The organism is Streptomyces dioscori, from assembly GCF_003024195.1.
GTDB classification, from domain to species: Bacteria; Actinomycetota; Actinomycetes; order Streptomycetales; family Streptomycetaceae; genus Streptomyces; species Streptomyces dioscori.
Map to the genome: position 1 here is coordinate 16000 of NZ_KZ679042.1, position 20491 is coordinate 36490.

At 69.9% G+C, this 20491-nt stretch carries 18 protein-coding genes; 8 read left to right on the top strand and 10 right to left on the bottom strand.

The window, feature by feature from the left end; all coding sequences use genetic code 11:
* Nucleotides 1-174 precede the first annotated feature (174 nt).
* On the top strand, nucleotides 175-837 hold the full coding sequence (gene thpR / locus C6Y14_RS14070; RefSeq protein ID WP_107016996.1) for an RNA 2',3'-cyclic phosphodiesterase: 663 nt from the start codon (nucleotides 175-177) through the stop codon (nucleotides 835-837).
* A gap of 116 nt (nucleotides 838-953) precedes the next feature.
* Nucleotides 954-1640: a hypothetical protein gene (locus C6Y14_RS14075; RefSeq protein WP_159074242.1), complete on the top strand. Its 687-nt coding sequence runs from the start codon at nucleotides 954-956 to the stop codon at nucleotides 1638-1640.
* A 75-nt stretch (nucleotides 1641-1715) separates the two neighbouring features.
* Here C6Y14_RS14075 and C6Y14_RS14080 read toward each other — a convergent pair whose 3' ends face one another.
* Nucleotides 1716-4610 (bottom strand): helix-turn-helix transcriptional regulator, encoded by a 2895-nt coding sequence (locus tag C6Y14_RS14080; RefSeq protein WP_199854730.1) that lies wholly within the window; start codon nucleotides 4608-4610, stop codon nucleotides 1716-1718.
* Nucleotides 4611-4902: 292 nt separating this feature from the next.
* Between C6Y14_RS14080 and C6Y14_RS44085 the strand changes: the two genes are divergently transcribed.
* The 4 genes from C6Y14_RS44085 to C6Y14_RS14100 all read left to right on the top strand — a co-directional run bounded on the left by C6Y14_RS44085 (nucleotide 4903) and on the right by C6Y14_RS14100 (nucleotide 7917).
* Nucleotides 4903-5079, top strand: coding sequence for a hypothetical protein (locus tag C6Y14_RS44085; protein WP_159074243.1), 177 nt, complete (start codon nucleotides 4903-4905; stop codon nucleotides 5077-5079).
* Nucleotides 5080-5387: 308 nt separating this feature from the next.
* Nucleotides 5388-6314, top strand: coding sequence for a non-homologous end joining protein Ku (ku, locus tag C6Y14_RS14085; protein ID WP_107016998.1), 927 nt, complete (start codon nucleotides 5388-5390; stop codon nucleotides 6312-6314).
* Between the two features lie 388 nt (nucleotides 6315-6702).
* Nucleotides 6703-7278 (top strand): hypothetical protein, encoded by a 576-nt coding sequence (locus C6Y14_RS14095; protein WP_107016999.1) that lies wholly within the window; start codon nucleotides 6703-6705, stop codon nucleotides 7276-7278.
* Between the two features lie 60 nt (nucleotides 7279-7338).
* The gene (locus tag C6Y14_RS14100) at nucleotides 7339-7917 is read left to right on the top strand and encodes a dihydrofolate reductase family protein (RefSeq protein ID WP_107017000.1); all 579 of its coding nucleotides are present in this window, start codon (nucleotides 7339-7341) and stop codon (nucleotides 7915-7917) included.
* A 21-nt stretch (nucleotides 7918-7938) separates the two neighbouring features.
* Here C6Y14_RS14100 and C6Y14_RS14105 read toward each other — a convergent pair whose 3' ends face one another.
* From C6Y14_RS14105 to C6Y14_RS14115, 3 genes are all read right to left on the bottom strand, one after another.
* Nucleotides 7939-8475 carry a DUF305 domain-containing protein gene (locus C6Y14_RS14105; RefSeq protein WP_159074244.1) on the bottom strand — a complete coding sequence of 179 codons (537 nt, stop codon included), beginning with the start codon at nucleotides 8473-8475 and terminating at the stop codon, nucleotides 7939-7941.
* Nucleotides 8476-8486: 11 nt separating this feature from the next.
* Entirely contained in the window at nucleotides 8487-9821 is a 1335-nt protein-coding gene (locus tag C6Y14_RS14110) for a DUF1996 domain-containing protein (RefSeq protein ID WP_225891066.1), read from the bottom strand.
* 119 nt (nucleotides 9822-9940) lie between these two features.
* Nucleotides 9941-11659 carry a discoidin domain-containing protein gene (locus C6Y14_RS14115; RefSeq protein ID WP_107017003.1) on the bottom strand — a complete coding sequence of 573 codons (1719 nt, stop codon included), beginning with the start codon at nucleotides 11657-11659 and terminating at the stop codon, nucleotides 9941-9943.
* A gap of 329 nt (nucleotides 11660-11988) precedes the next feature.
* Between C6Y14_RS14115 and C6Y14_RS14120 the strand changes: the two genes are divergently transcribed.
* Nucleotides 11989-12981 carry a LacI family DNA-binding transcriptional regulator gene (locus tag C6Y14_RS14120; RefSeq protein WP_107017004.1) on the top strand — a complete coding sequence of 331 codons (993 nt, stop codon included), beginning with the start codon at nucleotides 11989-11991 and terminating at the stop codon, nucleotides 12979-12981.
* A gap of 108 nt (nucleotides 12982-13089) precedes the next feature.
* Here C6Y14_RS14120 and C6Y14_RS14125 read toward each other — a convergent pair whose 3' ends face one another.
* Nucleotides 13090-13524 carry a VOC family protein gene (locus C6Y14_RS14125; protein ID WP_107017005.1) on the bottom strand — a complete coding sequence of 145 codons (435 nt, stop codon included), beginning with the start codon at nucleotides 13522-13524 and terminating at the stop codon, nucleotides 13090-13092.
* Between the two features lie 385 nt (nucleotides 13525-13909).
* On the opposite strand from C6Y14_RS14125, the gene C6Y14_RS14130 reads away from it, so the two are divergent.
* Entirely contained in the window at nucleotides 13910-14860 is a 951-nt protein-coding gene (locus C6Y14_RS14130) for an AraC family transcriptional regulator (RefSeq protein WP_107017006.1), read from the top strand.
* Between the two features lie 541 nt (nucleotides 14861-15401).
* Here the strand turns inward: C6Y14_RS14130 and C6Y14_RS45695 are convergent.
* From C6Y14_RS45695 to C6Y14_RS14155, 5 genes are all read right to left on the bottom strand, one after another.
* Nucleotides 15402-15707 carry an SDR family oxidoreductase gene (locus C6Y14_RS45695; protein WP_107017007.1) on the bottom strand — a complete coding sequence of 102 codons (306 nt, stop codon included), beginning with the start codon at nucleotides 15705-15707 and terminating at the stop codon, nucleotides 15402-15404.
* 117 nt (nucleotides 15708-15824) lie between these two features.
* Nucleotides 15825-17162 carry a UDP-glucose dehydrogenase family protein gene (locus C6Y14_RS14140; protein ID WP_263973073.1) on the bottom strand — a complete coding sequence of 446 codons (1338 nt, stop codon included), beginning with the start codon at nucleotides 17160-17162 and terminating at the stop codon, nucleotides 15825-15827.
* A 138-nt stretch (nucleotides 17163-17300) separates the two neighbouring features.
* A complete protein-coding gene (gene rarD / locus C6Y14_RS14145; protein WP_199854731.1) occupies nucleotides 17301-18230 on the bottom strand; it encodes an EamA family transporter RarD in 930 nt (309 codons plus the stop codon).
* A 20-nt stretch (nucleotides 18231-18250) separates the two neighbouring features.
* A complete protein-coding gene (locus C6Y14_RS14150) occupies nucleotides 18251-19495 on the bottom strand; it encodes a pyridoxal phosphate-dependent aminotransferase (RefSeq protein ID WP_107017010.1) in 1245 nt (414 codons plus the stop codon).
* Nucleotides 19492-20481 carry a UDP-glucuronic acid decarboxylase family protein gene (locus tag C6Y14_RS14155; RefSeq protein ID WP_107017011.1) on the bottom strand — a complete coding sequence of 330 codons (990 nt, stop codon included), beginning with the start codon at nucleotides 20479-20481 and terminating at the stop codon, nucleotides 19492-19494. Before C6Y14_RS14155 ends, C6Y14_RS14150 begins: the two co-directional genes overlap by 4 nt.
* Nucleotides 20482-20491 lie beyond the last annotated feature (10 nt).

The following is a 20491-nucleotide window of genomic DNA, read 5'->3' on the forward strand; positions in this document are numbered from 1 at the left end:
GTTCTGTAGACCTCCGGCTGATCGTTCGCGGTCACCGCGCTCGGCCTGATCGCCGCGATCCTTCTGGTCCTCCGTCCTCCGTCCGCCGTCCGCCGTCACACGGCACTGGAGGCCGCGGAGGGGTTGACGTCCTCAGTTTCGGCCCCTGCGGACGCATGAGGTAGGAAGACATCCATGACCGAACCGCCCCAGGCCGCCACCCAGCACGCGTTCCTCGCCCTCGCGCCGCCCGACGACGCGAAGAACGAGCTGGCGCACGCGCTGAGCCCGGCGTACGCCGCCTGTCCCGACCTGCGCTGGAACCGCATCGAGGACTGGCACATCACCCTGGTCTTCCTGGGCGAGCTGCCGGTGCAGGCCGTCCAGCGGCTTCGTTCACCCCTCGCCGACCTGGCGGCTGCTCGCCCCTCCCTCGAACTCGCACTGCTCGGTGGCGGACACTTCGACGAGCGCGTGCTGTGGAGCGGCATCGAGGGCGATCTCGACGAACTCCACGAGCTGGCCGAGGCAGTGCGGGCGCGGGTCAGGGACTGCGGCATCGCCTTCGCCGAACGTCCGCTGCGTCCCCACCTCACGCTGGCCCGCGCCCGCCGCTACGACAACGCGTCCGTGACGGCGGCGGCCGCCTGCCTCGAAGGCTTCACCGGCCGCCCTTGGCAGACCGAACGCCTTCACCTGGTCGGCAGCACGGTAAGCGGCCACCCAGGTCCGCGGCGCTACCAGGACATCGACGCATGGACCCTGACCATCGGTCGAAGGCATCCCGATCCATGCTCAGCTGACCATGCGCCAGCGCCAACAGCACAAGGCGGGAGCCAGGCTGATCCGTGTCCGTAGAACTACGCAATCGGCTACGGAATTGCCCTGCACGGAGCTGCGTGGGCGGGCGCGGGTCCGCGGTCTGTGTGACTCTGTGGCCGGCAGCAGTCTCGACGCAGGCAAGGTAATAACTCATGCGAATTGCAGGGAAGTTGTTCGTTCCGGCCGCTGCCGCAGCGGCGCTGGTCGCCGTCTCGGGGTGTTCGGACGATGAACCGGCGAAGGACAAGCCGGCCGCCCGGTCCTCGCCCTCTGAACTCGCTCAGTACACGGCCGCCCCCGACACGGCCACCGCGGCGCAGAGCCCGACGACGGACACGCAGACGGAGTGCGTGAAGACGGCGGGCATGAACGTCAAGAAGCTGACCGAATATCTCAAGGAACTGCCCAACAGCAGCGGTGCGTACCAGTCCCAAGGGCTGACCCTGGATTCCGACGGCCTGAACTTCACCCCGGACCCGACCCAGAGACCCTGCACTGCAGTCAAGGTGAAGCTCGCCCGCTACTGGGTCGACCTCAAGCAGACGAGGGAGGAGACAGCCGTCAGCCCGGCCCGCTTCGAGTACGAGTACACGCTGATCGATGTCACTTCCCGCAAGGCAGGCCCACAGGACGGGAGGGTCTCCAATTCCGCACCGCCTGCGGGCTCCGACTGCCAGGGCTCGGTCTCGGTGGTCTATCTGGGCGACGACATTCCTCTGCGATCGCTGCCGTCCGACTTGGAGCTGACCGACACGACTGCCCCGGTCCCGGTCGAGGTTAACGAGGACGGAGTGTTGTCCGCCCTCTACGTGTCCCCGGTCAGCGTGGTGTCCTGCTGACCGGCGATGTGCCGCCCTGGGGAGGCGGCTACGGAGGCGGAGGCGAGATGCGTGTCGGCGTCGGTGTCGGGGAGGTCAGGCGGGCTCCGTCGTTCCGGTCGTCGTGTCGCGCAGCTCCGACCTGGTCTGGAGGACCGCGAGGGCGGCTCGTGAAGTGACGCCCGTCTTGCGGTAGATGCGGCCGAGATGGGACTCGACCGTGCGAGGGCTGAGGAAGAGACGCGCGGCGATGGCCGGGGTGGTCAGGCCTGCGGCGACCATGGAGGCGATCTCGCGCTCACGGGCGGAGAGAGCCGCGAGTGGGGGCTGGGCCGGAGGCTGGGGCTGGGCCGGGGGTTCGGCGTACACGAGGGGATGGATCATGTCGGCCAGGCCTGTGAGCTGACGCGCGCCGCCGGTCGTGGCGAGCTGCCGGGCACGGGTCCACATGACGCGGGCGCGGCCCGGGTCTCCGACGGCCGCCAGGGGTGCGCCGAGCAGCAGACTGAACGCCTCCCACAGCACCGCTCCCCCGCGGACCGTCTTGTCCACAGCCTTCTCGAACAGCTCGGCGGCCGCTGCCGTGTCGCCACCGGCGGACAGACAGTGGGCGGTACTGCGCAGTGCCGATGCCTGCTGCGACGGCAGGTCCAGCCGGTCCGCCTCCTGCCGTGCGCGCTCCGCCCAGGCCACGGCGGCAGCCGTGTCGCCGGTCAGGACGGCGGAGTTGACCAGGATCTCCAGGATGAGCGGACGCATGGACGGGTGGAGCGCGTTCAGCTCCTCGCCTCCGCCACCACGCAGCACCGCGGCCCTGGCGCGCTGCGGATCGCCTGCGTGGAACGCCGCCTGGGCGAGTACGCACCAGGCGATGGAAGCCCACCAGTTGGTGCGCGTGCCTGCTGCCGCGACGGCTTCCTCGGCCACCGCCAGTGCGGACGGGTCGGCGGGCGGGAGCGCGAACAATTGAACGTACGCCTTGTTGGTCAGGACGAAGGCCAGCAGTTCGTCGCTGCCGATGCCGCGGGCGATCGTCTCGGCCTCGTCCGCGAGCTCCATGGCCGTCTCCAGCCGCAGGGTCTGCAGATGCACGTAGGACTTGCACAGCAACAGGTGCGGCAGGACGTAGAGCATGCCGCCGCGCCGGGCGATGACCAGGCCGCGATCGGCGTGCCGTTCGGCATCGGTGTACCGTTCCAGGAACGCCTCCGACCAACCGAGCCGGGCCAGCGGCTCGCACAGACCCGCCAGGTCGTGATCGGTCAGGGCGTCCACCAGCGCGGCGGCCCGGTCGGTGACCTCACGCGCGGCCCTCATATTGCCTTCGTACGTCTCCCCGAGGGCAGCGATCGCCAGGGCACCCGCCTGGGCGACCTCGTCGTCCAGGGACCTGGCCAGGTCGAGCGTCGCGACGACGTCGGCGCGCAGCTGCGGGTAGGAGGTGGCGTGCGGCGCGGACGAGCCGAGTTCCAGGCCGAGCTCCACCCTGTCGGCGTCGTTCGGGCCCGGTGTGCGGGCGAGTTCGCGGCGCAGCAGGGCGACCGCCTCCGCGTACCGGCCGAGGTGGCGTTCCATCACCGCGCACAGTGTCACCGCGGAGGCGCGCACGCTGTGCGCCGCGCTCTCCTCGTCGGGCGGTGACATGGCGATCACCTCGTGCAAGAGGTCGCGGCTCTCCCGTAGCCCACCGCACACCCCCAGGGCCCGTGCCCGTCGCAGCATCAGATCGCGGCGCAGCAGGGCATGCTGCGGCTGGTCGGGCAGGTGGGTGAGGGCGATGCCCAGCCAGTGGGCGCTGCCGGCGGGTGCGGTGGAGGCGAACCGCTCGGCCGCTTCGGACAGTACGGCGACGGCCTGCGGGTCCCAGCCGGTCAGCGACTGCTCGACGTGGTGGGCGCGTTCCGTGGCGGGGGCTCCGGCGGCGGCCAGCGCGTCCGCGGCGAGGCGGTGCATGCGCACGCGCTCCACCGGGTGGGTGTTCTCGTGCACGACCGCCCGCAGCACCGGGTGGCGTAAGGTCCACCGCCCGCCCGGCTCGGGGCGCAGGAGGTCACGGTCCGTCAGCACGGCGAGATCTGCGTCGACTTCGGCCTCGTCCCGGGTTGTCACCACGGCCAGCAGCGAGGTACTGCCGCGGTCGCCCAGGACGGCCACTGCTTCAGCGGTACGGCGCTGCGCCGCGGTCAGCGGAGTCAGTTCGTCCAGCAGGACGGAGCCGAGTCCGGTGGAGTGCGCGGGGACGTCCTGCCCAGCGTTCCCCCTTGCTTTTCCGGCTGCATGTCCGGCTGCTTGTCCGGCTTGCAGCAGAGCGAGAAAGTACAGCGGATTGCCGTCGCTCTCGGCATACAGTTCGGCGGCCCGCGCCGGCTGTACGGCGGGCGCCAGTCGAGGGGCGAGGACCTCGACGCAGGCCCGCTCGGGGAGGGGGCCGAGGTTCAGCCGCAGCACCGTGCCCAGGTCGATGCCCCGGGTGAGGGCGGCGTCCAGGGAGGCCGTGGTCTGACGGTCGCGGCGGGCCACGACGATGACGACAGGGGCGTTGGGGGGATGGCGGACTACGTGGTCGAGGAGCTCCAGGGACGCCGGGTCCGCCCAGTGCAGGTCGTCCATCGCGAGGAAGAGCCCCGGGCCGGTCCGGGCGATCCGCACGAACAGCTTCGCGATGGACCGCTGCAACCCGAACCTGTCGCCGCGCGCGTCCTCGACATCCGGTTCCGTCCACTCCATGTCGTGATCGGCGAGTGCGTCGCTGAACGGCCGGTACGGGATGTGCTGTTCGTACTCGGCGGCCCTGCCCCGCAGCACCGTCATGCCCCGGGCCTGCGCCCGTCGGCAGAACTCGGCCATCAGCCGGCTCTTGCCGATGCCCGCGGCCCCGGCGAGGTCCACGACGCACGAACCGCCGTTCTCCCCCGGAGTCCGGTCGAGCACCGCGTCCAGACGTTCCAGCTCTGTCGCCCGGCCCACCAGCGGAATCACATCGCCACCCATCTGCTCATGTCCCGCATCTGTCCCTGCCCCTGCCCCTGCCCCGTGCGGCCGTCCGGGGCATTTCCGTGACGATCTTACGTAAGGACGAGGCACGATTCTGCTGGCAGAGCTTGCCCCGTGGCCGGACGCCTCGGTGTGGATGCAGGGCAGCGAGTGTGCGGATGGAGTGCGCCCTGGAACGGGGCTCCGCCGGGCGGAGGTCGTGTCCGCCACCCGCCCGCGCGACTCGACGTGCGGAGGAGCGGCGGCTGATGAACAGTCGTACCAAGTCCCCCATCAGAAGGAGATCCTCATGCTTCGGCGTATCTCACTCGTTGCAGTCGGTGTGCTCGCGGTCGGCTTCCTGGCCGCGGCCCCTGCCGCCGCTCACCCGTCGGACGTCGAAGGCTGCTGGGCGTCCGGCGGCCATGTGAGGGTCGACGACGTCAAGGTCGCGGACTTCGAGGCCACCTGCTGGTCCGTCGACTGACAACGAACCACCGACGGACCTGGACCGGTGACCTTCCGCGTGTACACCTGCGGCAGGCACCGGTCCCAGTCGTCAGCCGCCCTCGACGTCGGTACCGTCCGCTGCCGCACAGCGGTGCGAGTCCCTCGGACTTTGAAACACCCCCGCAGACCTGCGGCCGAACCGTGCCGCCACAGCCGAGGGCTGTGCCCTGTGCTCTGTGCCCTATGCCCTGTGCTCTGTGTACGGCGGACGGTGCGGTCCGCGTGCCGAGCCGGGGCGCCGCTCGTAGGCTGGGGGGGGTCTCGGGGCCGTACAGGAGGTTCGTCGTGCCCCGAACTGTCTGGTCAGGTGCCATCTCGTTCGGCCTGGTGACCGTGCCCATCCACGTGGTGTCCGCGACCGAGAACCACGCGATCCGCTTCCACCAGTACCACCTCGAAGACATGAGCCGTGTCCGCGTCCGCAAGATCTGCGAGATCGAGGACCGCGAGGTACCCCAGGACGAGATCGGCAAGGCGTACGAGATCAGCAAGGACACCCTCATCGCGATATCCGACGAGGAACTCCGGGAGATCCCGCTGCCCACCGCGAAGGCCATCGAGATCGCCGCGTTCGTCCCCGCCGCCTCGATCGACCCCCTGCAGATCGGCGACGGCTACTACCTCCAGGCCGACGGCCCGGTCGCCGCCAAGCCGTACAAGTTGCTGCGGATGGCCCTGGAACGCAGCGCCAAGGTCGCCCTCGCCAAATACGCCTGGAGCGGCCGCGAACGCCTCGGGCTGCTGCGCGTGCGTGACGACGCGATCGTCCTGCACGCCATGCGCTGGCCCGACGAGATCCGCTCCCCCAAGGAACTCGCCCCCGCCACCGTGGAGGTGTCGGACGACGAGATCGAAGGAGCGCAGGCCCTCATCGACCACATGACCCGCGACGACCTCGAAGGCAGCGAGTTCGAAGACCACTACACCGACGCCCTCGCCGAAGTCATCAAGGCCAAACGCGACGGCCAGGCCCCTCCTGAGACACCGGCGTCCGAAGCACCGGCCGGGAAGGTCGTCGACCTCATGGCCGCCCTGGAAGCCTCCGTGAAGAAAGCCCGGAACTCCCGCGGCGAGGGCGACGCGGACGTCCACGAACTGCACCCGAAGAAGAAGACCCCGGCCAAGAAGACAGCGAAAAAGACGGCCACCAAGAAGACCACCGCGAAAAAGGCAGCCAAGAAGACGGCGGCGAAGCCCAAACGCAGCGCCTGACAGGGCGGGCCGCTGTCGCGCTTGCGCGGGACGCGGCCTCCGGCGCACTCGGGGTCGCTCGGATCACCCGCCAGTTACGCGACTGGGCCGTTACCTGACCCCGGCTGGTCCCGACTGATCCCGACGGGACGATCTGCTGGGATCCAAGCCGCTTGGTTCAGTCTCGGCGACGCCGAGCGGCGGCGCCTTGCGGCAGCGCCAGGCAGCGGCACCCGGCACGCCAAGGCGCGAACGGGTGACCGCAGCGGCACGTTGACCACTGATTCCGCGGCTGCGTCGCACTCGCCTCCTCAGGGCCCGCGGCGCTGCCCTTCCCCAGTTTCCCCAGCCTGCCGGGCTACGGCGACCCGCATGGGAAGTCCGTGGACGGTACGGCTTGAATACGGTCATGGACTCCCCTGTCTGGGCCAGACTGTCGGCCGCCGAGCGCTCCGCAGTGGACGGTCTGATCCAGCGGAACCACCGGATCGCGGCAGTCGCCCGTGTGCGTGAGGCATTCCGAGCCGAAACCAAGCCGGACCTGCATGAGACGCTCGATGTGGTGGCAGAGCGCTACCGGGAGCTGGGCCGACGGTTCGAGCCCTACCCGACGCCGCCACTGAACCTGGCGACGCTCACGGAGAGAGTTGCGGCGCTGCCCGGCCCGGCGGTGGCCATCGAGGCGCTGTGGGACGGTGACACCGACGGGTGGTACGTGGACCTGATGGCGCTCACGGATGTCCCGGTCGCCGAGCACTGGCTCGCCACCATCCGGCACGGTGGTGACCTGCGCCTGTTCAACGGCGCGGTGCCGCCATGGTCCGAGGCACAAGAAGCGGGGACGGTCGGCCGTGCCCTGGCCGAGCAGTTCGGCGTGCTGTTCCATTTCGCCAGCCCCGATCAGCCCGACGACGAGGCCCCGCGCTGGCGGGCCACCCAGGGGGCCTCTCACTGGGAAGAGCCTCAGGCGCAGTCCCAGCGATGAGTTTTCGAGGCGGCGCCGGTCCACCATTACAACGCACGCCTACCTAGGAGGAGGAGTCTGATGGCAAGTCTCATGGTGGACTTCATCATCTCACTCGACGGATACGCGTCCGCTGCCGGCTGGCCGGGATTCTGGGGCATGGAAGGGCCCGAATACCTCGCCTGGCTCGACAGCGACGGCGAGAAGCAGCACGTCAGCCTGATGGGCGCCACAACCTACCGGCTGATGTCAGGATTCGCCGCCCAGGCACCCGAGGACCAAGGCTTCGCCGAGCTGAACAACATGCCCAAGACCGTCTTCTCGTCGACCCTTGAGGCACCCCTGAGCTGGCAGAACACCGAGCTGGTCAAGGGAGACGCCGTCGAGGTCGTGCGGGATCTGAAGAAGAACACGGCGCAACCCCTGCGCACCCTCGGTAGCCTCACCCTGTGCCGGTCACTGCTCGCGGCCGGTCTCGTGGACCGCTACCGCGTCGTCGTCTTCCCGGTCATCACCGGCGCCACGGGCAAAGAACGGATCTTCGACGAGTACCCCGACGTCCGCCTCGACCTCGTCAAGAGCCACACCTTCGACGGCCGGATCCAACTGCTGGAGTACGAACCCACTGTCCTCGACGGACCGCCCGTCACCAGCAGCTGACGGCGGCGCGGGGCGCGCTGCTCACAGGTGGTCCAGCCCGGCGATGTGTCGGGACGTGGTCTTCGCGATGGCCGCGGCCAGCCCCGTCGCCTCGTCGGCCCGGCCCTGGTTCTGCTCGCCGGCACAGAGCACCCGTGACTGGGTGAAGTGGGCGCGCAGCGCGTCGGTGAGTATCCGGTCGAACGGCCGGCCCTTCGTGGCGGCTGCCTTGTCGAGGGTGTCGAGGCTGACCATGCCCGGCATGTTGTGCCCTTCGTGGGGGCGTGTGTCCGGTACGCCCGACAGTTTCAGTGCGGCGCGCAGACGGCGTAGGTCCGTACGCAGTGTCGAGCCGGTATTCGCCGCCAGCGTGACCACGGCCGGGTCCGCCGAGCGGGAGGGTGCCAGGTCGGTCAGCTGCCGGGCACGTTCGGCCATGGGGATCATCAGCAGGATCCAGGCGGTGTCGGTCGCGTTGAAGGGCGATGGGCGCGACGCGGTGGCTCGCGGCGGCGTACCGCTGGTGGTCGGCTGCGCGGTGCAGCCGACCACCAGCAGCGCCACAGCCGCGGCGCACACCGACCACAGGGTCAGAACGTGCCGGCGGAGTTGCACTTGGCCTTCTGGGTGATGCAGTCCTTCACGCGGTGTCCGAGAGCGGCGTTGTCCCAGGCGTTGAAGAAGTCGCCGTGGATGGACGACGCCATGCCCGAGGCCAGCCGGAAGCCCGCGCTGCTGCCGCTGGTCGGGTAGCTGACGACGAAGGAGAGGTTGGGGATGGCGACGGGGTAGGCGCCGCTGCACCTGCCGTCGTAGGTGAACGCCACGTGCGACTTGTGGTCGGGGCTGTCGAGGTTCTTGCCGTCCCAGCAGTCGGGGAAGACGAGTTGGTGGGTGAGGTGGGCCTTCGGGGCGCAGAGCGGCCAGTTGCCGTCGGCGCTGCGGCCGATCTCACCGCCCTCGCCGGAGCACCAGTACTGGCCGGTCGACCCCGCCGGGGTGGGCGTCTGCGCCTTCGCGTCACCCGCGATCATGCGGAATCCCTCCGGGAAGGGCACGGTCGCCGAGGGGTCGGGGAGCCGGGAACCGTAGTAGACGATCATGCCCTCGGCCTCGACGGCCCGGTCGCCCTCGTAGAGGGAAGGGATCCAGTACGCCGAGAGGTCCTCGGCAGGAGTGCAACTGGTCGGCCTGCTGGACAGCAGCGACTGGGTCGTGGTGAATGCGTCGGTGCTCTTGTTGCCGAAGAAGCTGTGCATGTGGGACGCACCGGGCAGGCCCGGCAGGACGATCGGGTCGTCCGGCTTGGAGTGACTGTAGGTGCAGGTGGCGTTGAACTCCGGAACGCGGACCACACCGCCGGGCACCGGTGCCGGTGTCATCGCACGGAACTGGCTCAGCTGGGCGTTCCACTTGGCCTGGTCGACGGGGACCCAGCCGGGCGCCGCACCGCCGCCTTCGCCGACGAAGGAGAACCAGTTGATGTTGACGAAGTCACCTGACCCCGTGCCGCGCAGTACGGCGAACACCGTCTGGGAGCCGGTGGGGTGGCTGGAGACCTCGGTCTCCCGGGTCGCCCAGGTCTGCCAGCCACCGGTCGGCGCGACCGGGACAACCGCGAGCAGTGGCCCGGTGAGGCTGCCGGTACGCAGCTCGACCGTGCCTGAGCCGACGGCGGAGGCGATCCGGGCCGACACCGTGAGCCGGCCGGCCGTCCCGAGGTCGACGTTGTCGAACCGCATCCAGTCGCCGTCGGCGAGGAACGCGGCGTTCTGCCCGCCTCCCATGTCCGCGGTCGCCTCCAGCGCGACGCCGGACTGGGCCGCGTAGGACTCGGCCTGGACGGTGACCGTCGCGGCCTGCGCCCGCTGGGTCGACACGGTCAGGCTCAGGGCGGCAGCCAGTACGACCACCAGGGCATTCACCAAGAGTGTGTACAGGGGGACGCGATATCTGCGCATCTCACTTCCTCAAGAACATCGGGGGGGAAAGCGGTCTCGGGCTTGCGGCTAAGGGCTCGCGACTTGCGGCTTGGAACCCAGGGCTACTGATAGACCCGTACGAAGTCGACGAGCATCTTGGACGGGAACGGAGTGCTCGCGTCCGTCGGGCCCGGCCAGTCACCGCCGACCGCGAGGTTGAGGATCATGTAGTGCGGGTGGTCGAAGATCCACGGCCCGCGTGTCTGCTCCACCTGGGCCTTGTCGAGGGAGAAGACCGTCCGGCCGTCCAGGCTGTAGGTGATGCCCTTGCTGTTCCAGTCGGCGGCCCAGGTGTGGAAGTCGTCGGAGAAGTCGGCGTTCCCGGGCAGGGTGTATGGCGAACCGATGCCGCCTCCGCCGTTGTAGGCGGGCGCGTGGACGGTCGAGTACGCCGTCTTCACGTCCTTGCCGAGGACCTCCACGATGTCGATCTCGCCGTTGTACGGCCACGGCCGGCCCGTCAGGAAGTCGGCGCCCATCATCCAGAACGCGGGCCACAGACCGTTGCCCTTGGGCACCTTGATGCGTGCTTCGACGCGCCCGTAGGTGAACTGGAACGTCGCTCCGGTGTTCATCCGCGCCGAGGTGTACTGGCAGGTGGTGCTGCCGCTCAACGGGTCGCGCGGGCACGACGATCCGGCGGTGGCCTCCTTGCGGGCCTCCATGACCAGGTGTCCCGACCCGTCCAGCGAGGCGTTGCGGTGGTCGGTGTAGTACTCCAGCTCGTTGTTCGGCCCGGTGCCCGGGTCGGCCCGCCACTTCGAGGCGTCGGGTTTCCCGCCCGCGGCGCCGTCGAACTCGTCGCTCCACACCAGCCGCGGCGGGTTCGCGGGGTCGCTCGGCAGGGGCGGTGGTGTGATCGGGGCGCCGCCGGTGCCGTACACCTGGAACTCCCACAGCGAGTAGCCGTAGGGCGTGGCGCGTTCCGTGCCGTACATGCGCACGTGGCGGCCGGAGCCGGAGACGGTCAGTGTCTGTTTGAAGCCGGTGCCGGACGTCGTCGAGTAGATCGGCGTCCAGTCGGTGCCGTTCGGTGAGACCTGGATCTGGAAGGACTTGGCGTAGGCGGGGTCCCACTGCAGGACGACCTTGTCGATCTGTGCCGTCGCGCCGAGGTCGATCGAGATCCAGCCCGGGTCGGTCCATCCGGTGGTGGAGCTGGTGGCCCAGCGGGAGGCGGGGTCCCGGTCGAACGCCCTGGCCGGTGTGCACTCCCAGCAGTTGCCGTCGCTCTGGGAGGAGGAGGCCGCGCCCGGCCTGCCGTAGGAGAGCAGTCCGCTCGGGTCGCCGCCTGAACCGCCGGCGGTGCCGTACACCTGGAACTCCCAGAGCGAGTAGCCGTAGGCGGTGGCGCGTTGTGTTCCGTACATGCGCACATAGCGGCCGGTGCCGGTCACCGTCAGGTTCTGCGTGCCGCCCGTGCCCGTGGCCGTCTGGTGGACGGTGGTCCATCTCTGCGCGTCGCTCGACACCTCGATCCTGAAGGCAGTGCCGTACGCGGCTTCCCAGTTGAGGACGACCCGGCTGATCTCGGCACTTGCCCCGAGGTCGATCTGGATCCACTGCGGATCGGCGAAGGCGCTGGACCATCGGGTTCCGGGGTCTCCGTCGACGGCGCTGCGAGCGGTGAAGTCCCCCTCGGTGCTTGAGGCGGTGGCGGTCTTCCCCTGCGAGAGCAGGATCTCCGCAGCCTGTGCGGAAGGTGCGGGCAGAGCGATGAAAGTGAGTAGTGAGGCCGCGAGTGTCAGAAATAAGGCCAAGCGACGCAACTGCGCATGCATGGGCGACTCCTCAGGCGGGGGGTGAGGTGAGGGAGCGCTCCCTGAAGGGGAGAATGGAGGCGTGCGTGACGGCTGTCAAGGGCTGTTTCACCTTGTAAAAACAGCGATGTAACGCGTGCGACTCTTTCAGGGAGCGGTCCCTCACGACGCTTTGGCCGCGCGTCGTGGCCGAGGGCGACACAGGGGGCGAAGGGCTCTTGGGCATGCTCATGACGCCCCGGCCTGCGGATACGCTGCTCACAACGTCATGACGCTGAGCCGGAGGTCGCCCTGATGAGAAAACCCGCCCCGCGCACGAACCCGGGCGGCGGCACAGGGGACGGACAGGGATGAAACGCCCCACTCTGGAAGTGGTCGCCGCCCGGGCGGGCGTGTCCAAATCGAGCGTCTCCCGCGTCATCAACGGCGAGACGACGGTCGCCCCGGAGATCCGGGACGTCGTCATGCGCGCGGTCCACGAACTGGGTTACGTGCCCAACGGGGCCGCCCGCAACCTCGTCACCCGGCGCACCGACACCCTCGCCGTGGTGGTCTCCGACCCGCCGCAGGGAGTCGTCTCCGACGACCCCCTCTTCTCCTCCGTGGTCCGCGCCGTCAGCAGAGAGCTGGAGAAGGCGGGCAAACGGCTCGTCCTCATGCTCGCGGAATCGGACCAGAGCCGGACCCGAGTGGTGCAGTACATCGCCGGCGGGCACGTGGACGGCGTGCTCCTGGTCGCCCTGCACGGTACGGATTCCCTGCCGGCCGCGCTCGCCCGGCAGGGTCTGCCCGTCGTGTCCTTCAACCGCACCTCCGCACAGGACGTCCCGTACGTGGCGCTGGACAACGCCGGCGGAGCGGCACTGGCCGTACGTCACCTTCTGGAGCGCGGCCGGCGCCGGATCGCCACCATCACCGGGCCGCTCGAACTCTTCGAGGCGCGAGAGCGCCTGGACGGCTACCGGCAGACGCTGCGTGACACCGGCCGTCGATCGATCGTGGCGCTGGGCGACTTCACGAGAGTCTCCGGCGCCGAAGCCATGCGCCAGCTCCTGGAGGACGATCCCGACCTCGACGCGGTGTTCGCGTCCAACGACCTGATGGCGATCGGGGCTCTGCGCACCCTCCAGAAGGCGGGCCGACGCGTTCCCGAGGACGTGGCGGTGATCGGCTTCGACGACATCGAGGCCGCGTCCTACACGAGCCCCGCGCTCACCTCGGTACGCAGCCCGATGGCGGACCAGGCGACCGCGGCCGTCCACCTGCTCCTCAATCTGATCGACGGCGGCCCCACGGACCCGGTGATCATGCCGAACGAACTGGTGGTACGGGAGTCGACCTAGCAGTTCGCTTCGGCAAAGGCTGTGGCTGTGGCTGTGGCTGTGGCTGCCGAAGCGATGACACCGAGCGGCGCGGCGGCTGTCGCGACCGTCAGTCCGTCGTGGCTGCGCTCAGTCGATACAGAATTCGTTGCCCTCGATGTCGAGCATCGGGATGCATGACTCGTTCTCCTCATCGGCGTACAGCGTTTGCACGTGCGTCGCGCCGAGCGCGACCAGCCGTGCGCACTCGGCTTCGAGGGCGGCGAGGCGCTCGTCCCCCACGAGCCCGGTGCCGACCCGGACGTCGAGATGCACGCGGTTCTTGACGGTCTTGCCCTCGGGGACGCGCTGGAAGTACAGACGTGGGCCCACGCCGGAGGGATCACTGCAGGCGAACCACGCATCCTGCTTCCCAGGGGGCAGGGTGCGGTTGACGTCGTCCCAGGTGGTGAACCCCTCCGGCGGCGGCGGTGTCACGTACCCCAGCACCTCGCACCAGAAGCGTGCGACGCGCTCAGGTTCTGCGCAGTCGAAGGTGACTTGGAACTTCCTGATCGCTGACATCGGCGCACCGTATCGCGTACCAGGGGGCTCCGCCGCTCAATTCTTCAGGCGGAGCCGCCCGTCGCCCCTCGCGCCCGGGGCCGACCGCGGACTCGGCGCCCTGCCATCCGCTCCGACGGCGTCGTGGCCCGGGCCGGTGGGCCCTCCCCCGACAGCGAAGCATGCGGGGAGGCCGCCACCTGCTGGTTCGCCGGCCCTGAGCCACAGAGCCACTGGCACGCCGCCCGACCGGCAGGCCACCAAGCCTGACTGTTACTTATCCGCGCACCCCTGGGGTGTGATTGTTTCGCGTTCGTAGGACGAATACTCTTTTCCGGTCTTGTGGCGTTGAGCTACGGCCGCTGCGAATTTCTGCCGGAACGGGGAGACGGGGAGACGGGGAGCAATGAACTCACTGTTGTTCGACAGCGACGACTTGAGCCTGACGGAGGACTTCCTCAGTCAGGCCTACGCCCGCCTGCACATCGGCCACAGCGGAAGCAGTGGCATCCGAACCCGTATGCGCCGCGGCATCATGCCGTCCGTCACCGTGGACGAACTCGACTTCAACTACGAGATGAGCTACGCGGTGACGCCGCTCGGCAGACTCAGTCTGTGCACGGTGCACGAAGGCACGGTCGCGGACAACACGTTTCACGGTGTCACCGACACCTACGGGCCCGGTGACATCGCCGTGCTGGCGCCGCCGGACCTGCCGTACTCGGGCCGCATCCGCAGTACCCGCTACAACGTGACGATGCTGGACACCCATCTGTTGAACCAGGTGGCCGACCCCGGGCAGTCCGGCGCCCCGGTACGGCTGACCAGTCATCGGCCGCACTCCCCCGCCGCCGCAGGTCAGTTGAAGCGCTTCATCGTGCACCTTCGCGATCACGTGCTCTCCGACCCGGCCCTCTGTGAGGAGCCACTGGTCGTCTCGGCCGGCAGTCAGATGCTGGCCGCCGGCATTCTGGCGGCTTTCCCGCACTCGACCCGTACCGACGCGGCCGCGCAGGACCGCAACGACGCGCACTCCCTGACCCTGCGCCGAGCCATCGCCCACATCGACGACCACGCCGAAGAGCCCATCACCGTCGCCGACATCGCCGCCGCGGCCCATGTCACCATTCGTGCTCTGCAGTACGCCTTCCGCCGTCACCTCGACACCACACCCACCGCGCACCTGCGCGGGGTGAGGCTGGCGCACGCGCACCGGGAGCTGCGTTCGGCGGACCCGGGCACCGGCGCCACGGTGACGGGTATCGCCGCCCGCTGGGGGTTCCATCAGCCCAGCCGTTTCGCCGCCGCCTACCGTGCCGTCTACGGCGTCCTGCCCTCCCACACCCTCCGTACGTGACAGCCACCGGGGAGTCACAGCGTCTCGCGCATTTTCCCGTTGGCTCCATGTCCCGTTGTCTGTAACCGGGCTCGTACCGCCGACAGCACGAGCCCGGCTGCATGTCCACACGACGTCGGTACGGACCCTGTGCTCGACGGGCGGCAGGGTCCAGGTCGCCCCGGGCCGAGCACTCCCGACCGGCAACATGATGTAGGTCGCCGGCCGAACGGGTCGCCGTACGGACGCCGCCGGCATGAGGTCAATGCTTCCTGCCGTACGGGCGTTGCGCTGCACAGCAGACGAAATGCGGGGCGAGGAAGGTCCTTTGAACGAAACCGGTGCGCGCCGGCTACGGCGCCGTCGTACCGGCGGGCATCAGGAGCGGCGGCCGAAGAAGGTCCTGATCTCGCGCAGGATGCGCCGGAGAACTGTTCACGCCACGCGACGAGGGCGTACGCGACGGCGCCGCCGGCGTCGTCATGGGCAGGTCGATGGCGATCACCGTATGACGGTGGTTCTCCTTGTCATGCCGGAGGTGGGCGCGGTCAGGCGTGCCGATTCAGGCGCCGGTGGTGAAGGAACTCCGGGCCGAGGCCAGGAACACCGCGGCGGCGACTTCCTCGGGGCGGCCGATGCGGGCCAGTGGGATGAGACTGCTCATCCGGTCCCGGACCTGCCGCCGCCCTGCGGCGTCGTGGGCTCCGGCCGAGACGTAGGTGGCGGGGGTGTCGACGGGTCCGGGGCTCAGGACGTTGACGCGGCTCCCGCGTTGACGAAGAGGGTGTCCAGCCGACCGTGGCGGTGCGTGATCGCGCTGATGACCTGGTCCACGGAGTGTGGGTCGGCGACGGCCGCATACGCGAATGCGACCGTCGAGCCGCCGGTCAGGACCTCCGGCTGATCCCCGCCGCCGGAGTGCCCTGCCCGCTTACCGGCGGCCGTCGCAGCGCACTCAGTCGCGGATCGGTCGGTCGTCGAGCACTCAGTCGCGGATCGGTCCGCTTCGCGGGCGGCCGAGCGCCCGGTACTCCCAGCCGGCCGCGCGCCAGCGGGACGCGTCCAGGGTGTTCCGGCCGTCGATGATGCGCTGCCCGGCCACCGTGACGCCCAGGGCGCGTGGATCGATGTCCTCGAACTCCGGCCATTCGGTGAGGTGGAGCAGGACGTCGCTTCCGACGGCCGCCTTGGTGACGGAGTCGGCGAAGGACAGCGCCGGGAACACCTTGCGCGCGTTGTCCATCGCCATGGGGTCGTAGACGACCACCTCGGCACCCTCCCGCTCGATGAGGTCGGCCACCGCGAGCGCCGGTGAGTCCCGTATGTCGTCGGAGCCGGGCTTGAAGGCCGCCCCCAGGACCGCGATCCGCCGCCCGCACAGGTCGCCCCCGCTCAGCTCCCTCGCCAGGCCGACCACCGCGTCACGCCGCCGCAGGTTGACCTCGTCGGCCTGGTGCAGAAACCTCACGGCCCGGCCGACGCCCAGTTCTTCGGCCCTGGCCGTGAAGGCGCGGATGTCCTTGGGCAGGCAGCCGCCGCCGAAGCCGACCCCCGGGCGCAGGAAGCGGCCACCGATCCTGGGGTCGTGGGAGAGTGCCTGCGCCAACGGCAGGACGTCGGCTCCCGCCGCCTCGCAGACCTCGGCCATGGCGTTGATGAAGGAGATCTTCATGGCCAGGAAGGAGTTCGCGGCGACCTTCACCAGTTCCGCGGTCGCCAGGTCGGCGACCACCAACGGCACCGGCTCGCGCTCTTCGGCCGGTTCGAGCAGCGGTGCGTAGACCTCGCGCAGCAGCCGCTCCGCCCGGTCCGACGTGACGCCGAAGACGAGCCGGTCGGGCCGCAGGGTGTCCTGCACCGCGAATCCCTCGCGCAGGAACTCCGGGTTCCACGCCACTTCCGCGCCCTGTCCCGCCGGTGCGAGCTGTGCGAGCAGCGCCTCCAGGCGGGCGGCCGTGCCGACCGGGACGGTGGACTTGCCCACCAGCAGGCAGGGGCGTGTCAGGTGCGGGCCGAGTGCCTGAACCGCGCCGTCCACGTACCGCAGGTCGGCGCCCGGCCCGTCGGTGCGCTGCGGGGTGCCGACGCACAGGAAGTGGACGTCGGCGAAGGCCGCGGCCTCCTCGTAGGACGTGGTGAACCGCAGTCGTCCGGTGGCGAGTTGGTCGCGCAGGAGGTCTTCGAGGCCGGGTTCGTAGAACGGGAGCCGGCCGGCCGAGAGGGCGGCGACTTTCTCGGCGTCCACGTCCAGGCCCAGCGTCTCGAAGCCGAGTGCGGCCATGCAGACCGCATGGGTGGCTCCCAGGTATCCGGTGCCGATCACGGAGAGACGGCGGGCACGGGGTAAGGGGGGTGCGGCAGTGACTGTTGCGGTCCTGCTCTGCGCGGACGCGGACTTGCTCTGCACGGACTTGCTTAGCACAGGGGGCTCCATGGTGTCGTCGGTTCGGCGGCGTGTCAGTCACTCTTCGGGGGTACGCAGTTCCGCCCGGACGGGCTGCGCGGCGGGCGCGCGCTTCCTGCGCCGTGCGCTCTGCCGGTCCTGCTCGCGCAGCGCGTCGGTGCTCAGCAGGGCCAGCGCGATCCAGATCAGGACGAAGCCGCTCCACCGCGAGGCCGGCATCTCCTCGTGGAACAGCACGACGCCGATGAGCAGTTGCAGCACCGGCGTCAGGTACTGGAGAAGCCCGATCGTGGCCAGCGGCATCCGCCGGGCGGCTGCCGCGAACAGGAGGAGCGGGGCGACGACCGTCACGCCGCCCGCGGCGAGGAGCACGGCGTGCCAGGGGGCGTCCTGGGTGAAGGTCCCGTGCCCGGTGGCCGTGTAGAAGGCAAGTCCGGCCGCGGCGAGGGGGGCGAGGGTGAGTGCCTCGGTGGTGAGCCCGGCGAGCGCTTCGACGTCCTCGCCGACCTGTTTCTTGATCAGCCCGTAGAGGCCGAACGAGGTGGCGAGGATCAGCGCGATCCAGGGTGGCCGGCCGTAGTCGATGGTGACGACGAGCACGGCCAGGGCTCCTGTGGAGACCGCCGCCCATTGCAGAGGACGCAGCCGTTCCCGCCGTACGAGCACGGCCAGCGCCACGGTGACCAGCGGGTTGATGAAGTAGCCCAGCGACGCCTCGATGACGCGGTCGGCGTTCACGGCGTACACGTAGCAGCCCGAGTTCACCGCGAGTACGGCGGCCGCTCCCGCGAGCGCCGACACCCGCCGGCCCCGGCGCAGCAGCGCGCGCAGCCGGCCCACGGTGCCGGTGGCCGCGACCACCAGCAGGCAGACCGGCAGCGTCCACAGGAGTCGCTGCAGCAGTATCTCCAGGGTGCTGGAGCTTTCCAGGAGCCGGAAGTACAGCGGGAACAGGCCCCACAGCACGTAGGCGGCGACCCCGTACAAGCCTCCTCGGCGTGTGTCGTTCACCGTGCCCCCGGCCCGCTTCTGTCCGCCTCCACGAAGTCGCCCACCACGAGGCCGCCGCGGGGCCGGAAGCGGCGTATCCGCCGGCAGGCCTCCTCGATGACCGCGTCCTCCTTGGCGAAGCAGAACCGCAGCAGGTTCTCGCCGGTCGTCCCCTGGTAGAAGGCGCTGCCCGGGACGGAGGCCACGCCGCCGTGTTCCAGCAGTGCCGTCGCCGCGCCCCGGGCGGTGCCGAAGCCCCACTGCGAGACGTCGGCCAGGACGTAGTACGCCCCCGTGGGGACGATGGGCGACATGCCGGCCGCGGCCAGCGCGTCGCACAGCCGGTCGCGTTTGCGCTGGTAGTCCGATCGCATTCCGGCGAAGTAGGAGGGCGGCAGGGCGAAGCCGGCGAGGACGCCGTGCTGGAGCGGATTGGGCGCGCAGACGTAGTACAGGTCGTTGACGAGGGCGATCGCCCTGGCCAGCGGCTCGGGTGCGAGGGCGTACCCGAGACGCCAGCCGGTGATGCTGAAGGTCTTCGACAGGCCCGTGATGGTGACCGAGCGCGGCCACAGGTCCCCCACCGTGGCGGGCGAGAGGTGCGGGCAGTCGTCGTAGCGGATGTACTCGTAGATCTCGTCGCTGATGACGAGCAGGTCCCGCTCGTGCGCGACGCGCGCGACCGCCTCCAGCTCGGCCCGGTCGAACATCTTGCCGCTGGGGTTCGACGGCGTGCACACCACGATGGCCCGGGTGGTGGGCCGCACCGCCGCGCGCAGCGCCTCCTCGGTGAGGGTGAACTCCGGCGGCGCGAGGGTGAGGAAGTGCGGTTCGAGCCCGGCGACGACGGCGGCGTTGACGTGGTAGCCGTAGTACGGCTCCATGATGAGGATGCCGTCGCCCGGGTCGAGCAACGCGTTGACCGCCGCGGTGTATGCGCCGGTGGCGCCGACGGTGACCACGACCTCCCCCTCGGGTACGACCGTCAGGCCGTTGTCCCGTGCCGCCTTCTCGGCGATCGCCTGCCGCAGCGCGAGGTGTCCCTCGGGGTAGGTGTAGGTGCTCTCGTCGGCGTCTATCGCCGCCTTGGCCGCCTCGGCCACGACCGTGGGGGTCGGCAGGTCGCAGATCCCCTGTCCGAGGTTGATGGCCCCGAGCCGGTCGCTCTCCCGGCTCATCCGCCGTATGTCGGACTGGGCCAGGCCGCGCAGGCGGTTCGCGGCCGGGAAGAAGGCCGTCCCGGCGGCTGTCCTTCCTCTCATCGACGGGCCCCCTGCCGCACCGCGACGGGCTCGGGACGCTGCCCGCCCGTCACCGTCGTCCTGGCGGAGAAGTCGGCGATCGTCCGGCGCAGCCCGTCCTCCAGGTCGACCTTCGGCTCCCAGCCCAACAGCGTGCCGGCCCGGGAGATGTCGGGGCGGCGGCGGGTGGGGTCGTCCTCGGGGAGGGGCCTGAAGGCCAGCTCGGACGGCGAGCCGGTGAGCCGCTTGATCTGCTGGGCGATCTCCTCGACGGTCGTCTCCTGCGGGTTGCCCAGGTTCACCGGCCGGGCGTCGGTATCGGCCGCCATCAGGCGGACGACGGCCTCGACGAGGTCGTCGACGTAGCAGAAGGACCGGGTCTGGCTGCCGTCGCCGTAGATGGTCAGCGGCTCCTCGCGCAGCGCCTGCACCGCGAAGTTCGACACCACCCTGCCGTCGTTCTCGTGCATCCGAGGACCGTAGGTGTTGAAGATCCGGCCGAGCCGCACCTCCACTGCGTACTGACGGGCGAAGCTCACCGCGAGCGCCTCCGCGCAGCGCTTGCCCTCGTCGTAGCAGGCCCTGACTCCGATGGGGTTGACGTGCCCCCAGTAGTCCTCCTGCTGCGGGTGGACCTCGGGGTCGCCGTACACCTCGGAGGTGGAGGCGATGAACAGCCGGGCGCCGGTCTCCCGGGCCAGTTCGAGGGCGTTCAGCGTGCCCTGCACACAGGTGCGGACGGTGCGCACCGGGTTGCGCTGATAGTGGACCGGGGAGGCCGGGCAGGCCAGGTGGTAGATCTGGTCGACCTCGGCGTGGAAGGGCTCGGCCACGTCGTGGCGCTCGAACTCGAAGTGGGGATTGCCGAGCAGGTTCGCTATGTTGCCGCGCCGCCCGGTGAAGAGGTTGTCCAGGCAGATGACCTCGTGGCCGTCGTCGACCAGCCGCTCGCACAGGTGCGATCCGATGAACCCGGCACCACCCGTGACAAGAACACGTGTACGCATATGGGTAAAA

Bases quoted from the DNA above. Each gene is read 5' to 3' on its own strand.
- thpR (WP_107016996.1), top strand. From the start codon at position 175: ATGACCGAACCGCCCCAGGCCGCCACCCAGCACGCGTTCCTCGCCCTC.
- C6Y14_RS14075 (WP_159074242.1), top strand. From the start codon at position 954: ATGCGAATTGCAGGGAAGTTGTTCGTTCCGGCCGCTGCCGCAGCGGCG.
- C6Y14_RS14080 (WP_199854730.1), bottom strand. From the start codon at position 4,610: ATGGGTGGCGATGTGATTCCGCTGGTGGGCCGGGCGACAGAGCTGGAA.
- C6Y14_RS44085 (WP_159074243.1), top strand. From the start codon at position 4,903: ATGCTTCGGCGTATCTCACTCGTTGCAGTCGGTGTGCTCGCGGTCGGC.
- C6Y14_RS14095 (WP_107016999.1), top strand. From the start codon at position 6,703: ATGGACTCCCCTGTCTGGGCCAGACTGTCGGCCGCCGAGCGCTCCGCA.
- C6Y14_RS14100 (WP_107017000.1), top strand. From the start codon at position 7,339: ATGGCAAGTCTCATGGTGGACTTCATCATCTCACTCGACGGATACGCG.
- C6Y14_RS14115 (WP_107017003.1), bottom strand. From the start codon at position 11,659: ATGCATGCGCAGTTGCGTCGCTTGGCCTTATTTCTGACACTCGCGGCC.
- C6Y14_RS14120 (WP_107017004.1), top strand. From the start codon at position 11,989: ATGAAACGCCCCACTCTGGAAGTGGTCGCCGCCCGGGCGGGCGTGTCC.
- C6Y14_RS14125 (WP_107017005.1), bottom strand. From the start codon at position 13,524: ATGTCAGCGATCAGGAAGTTCCAAGTCACCTTCGACTGCGCAGAACCT.
- C6Y14_RS14130 (WP_107017006.1), top strand. From the start codon at position 13,910: ATGAACTCACTGTTGTTCGACAGCGACGACTTGAGCCTGACGGAGGAC.
- C6Y14_RS14150 (WP_107017010.1), bottom strand. From the start codon at position 19,495: ATGAGAGGAAGGACAGCCGCCGGGACGGCCTTCTTCCCGGCCGCGAAC.
- C6Y14_RS14155 (WP_107017011.1), bottom strand. From the start codon at position 20,481: ATGCGTACACGTGTTCTTGTCACGGGTGGTGCCGGGTTCATCGGATCG.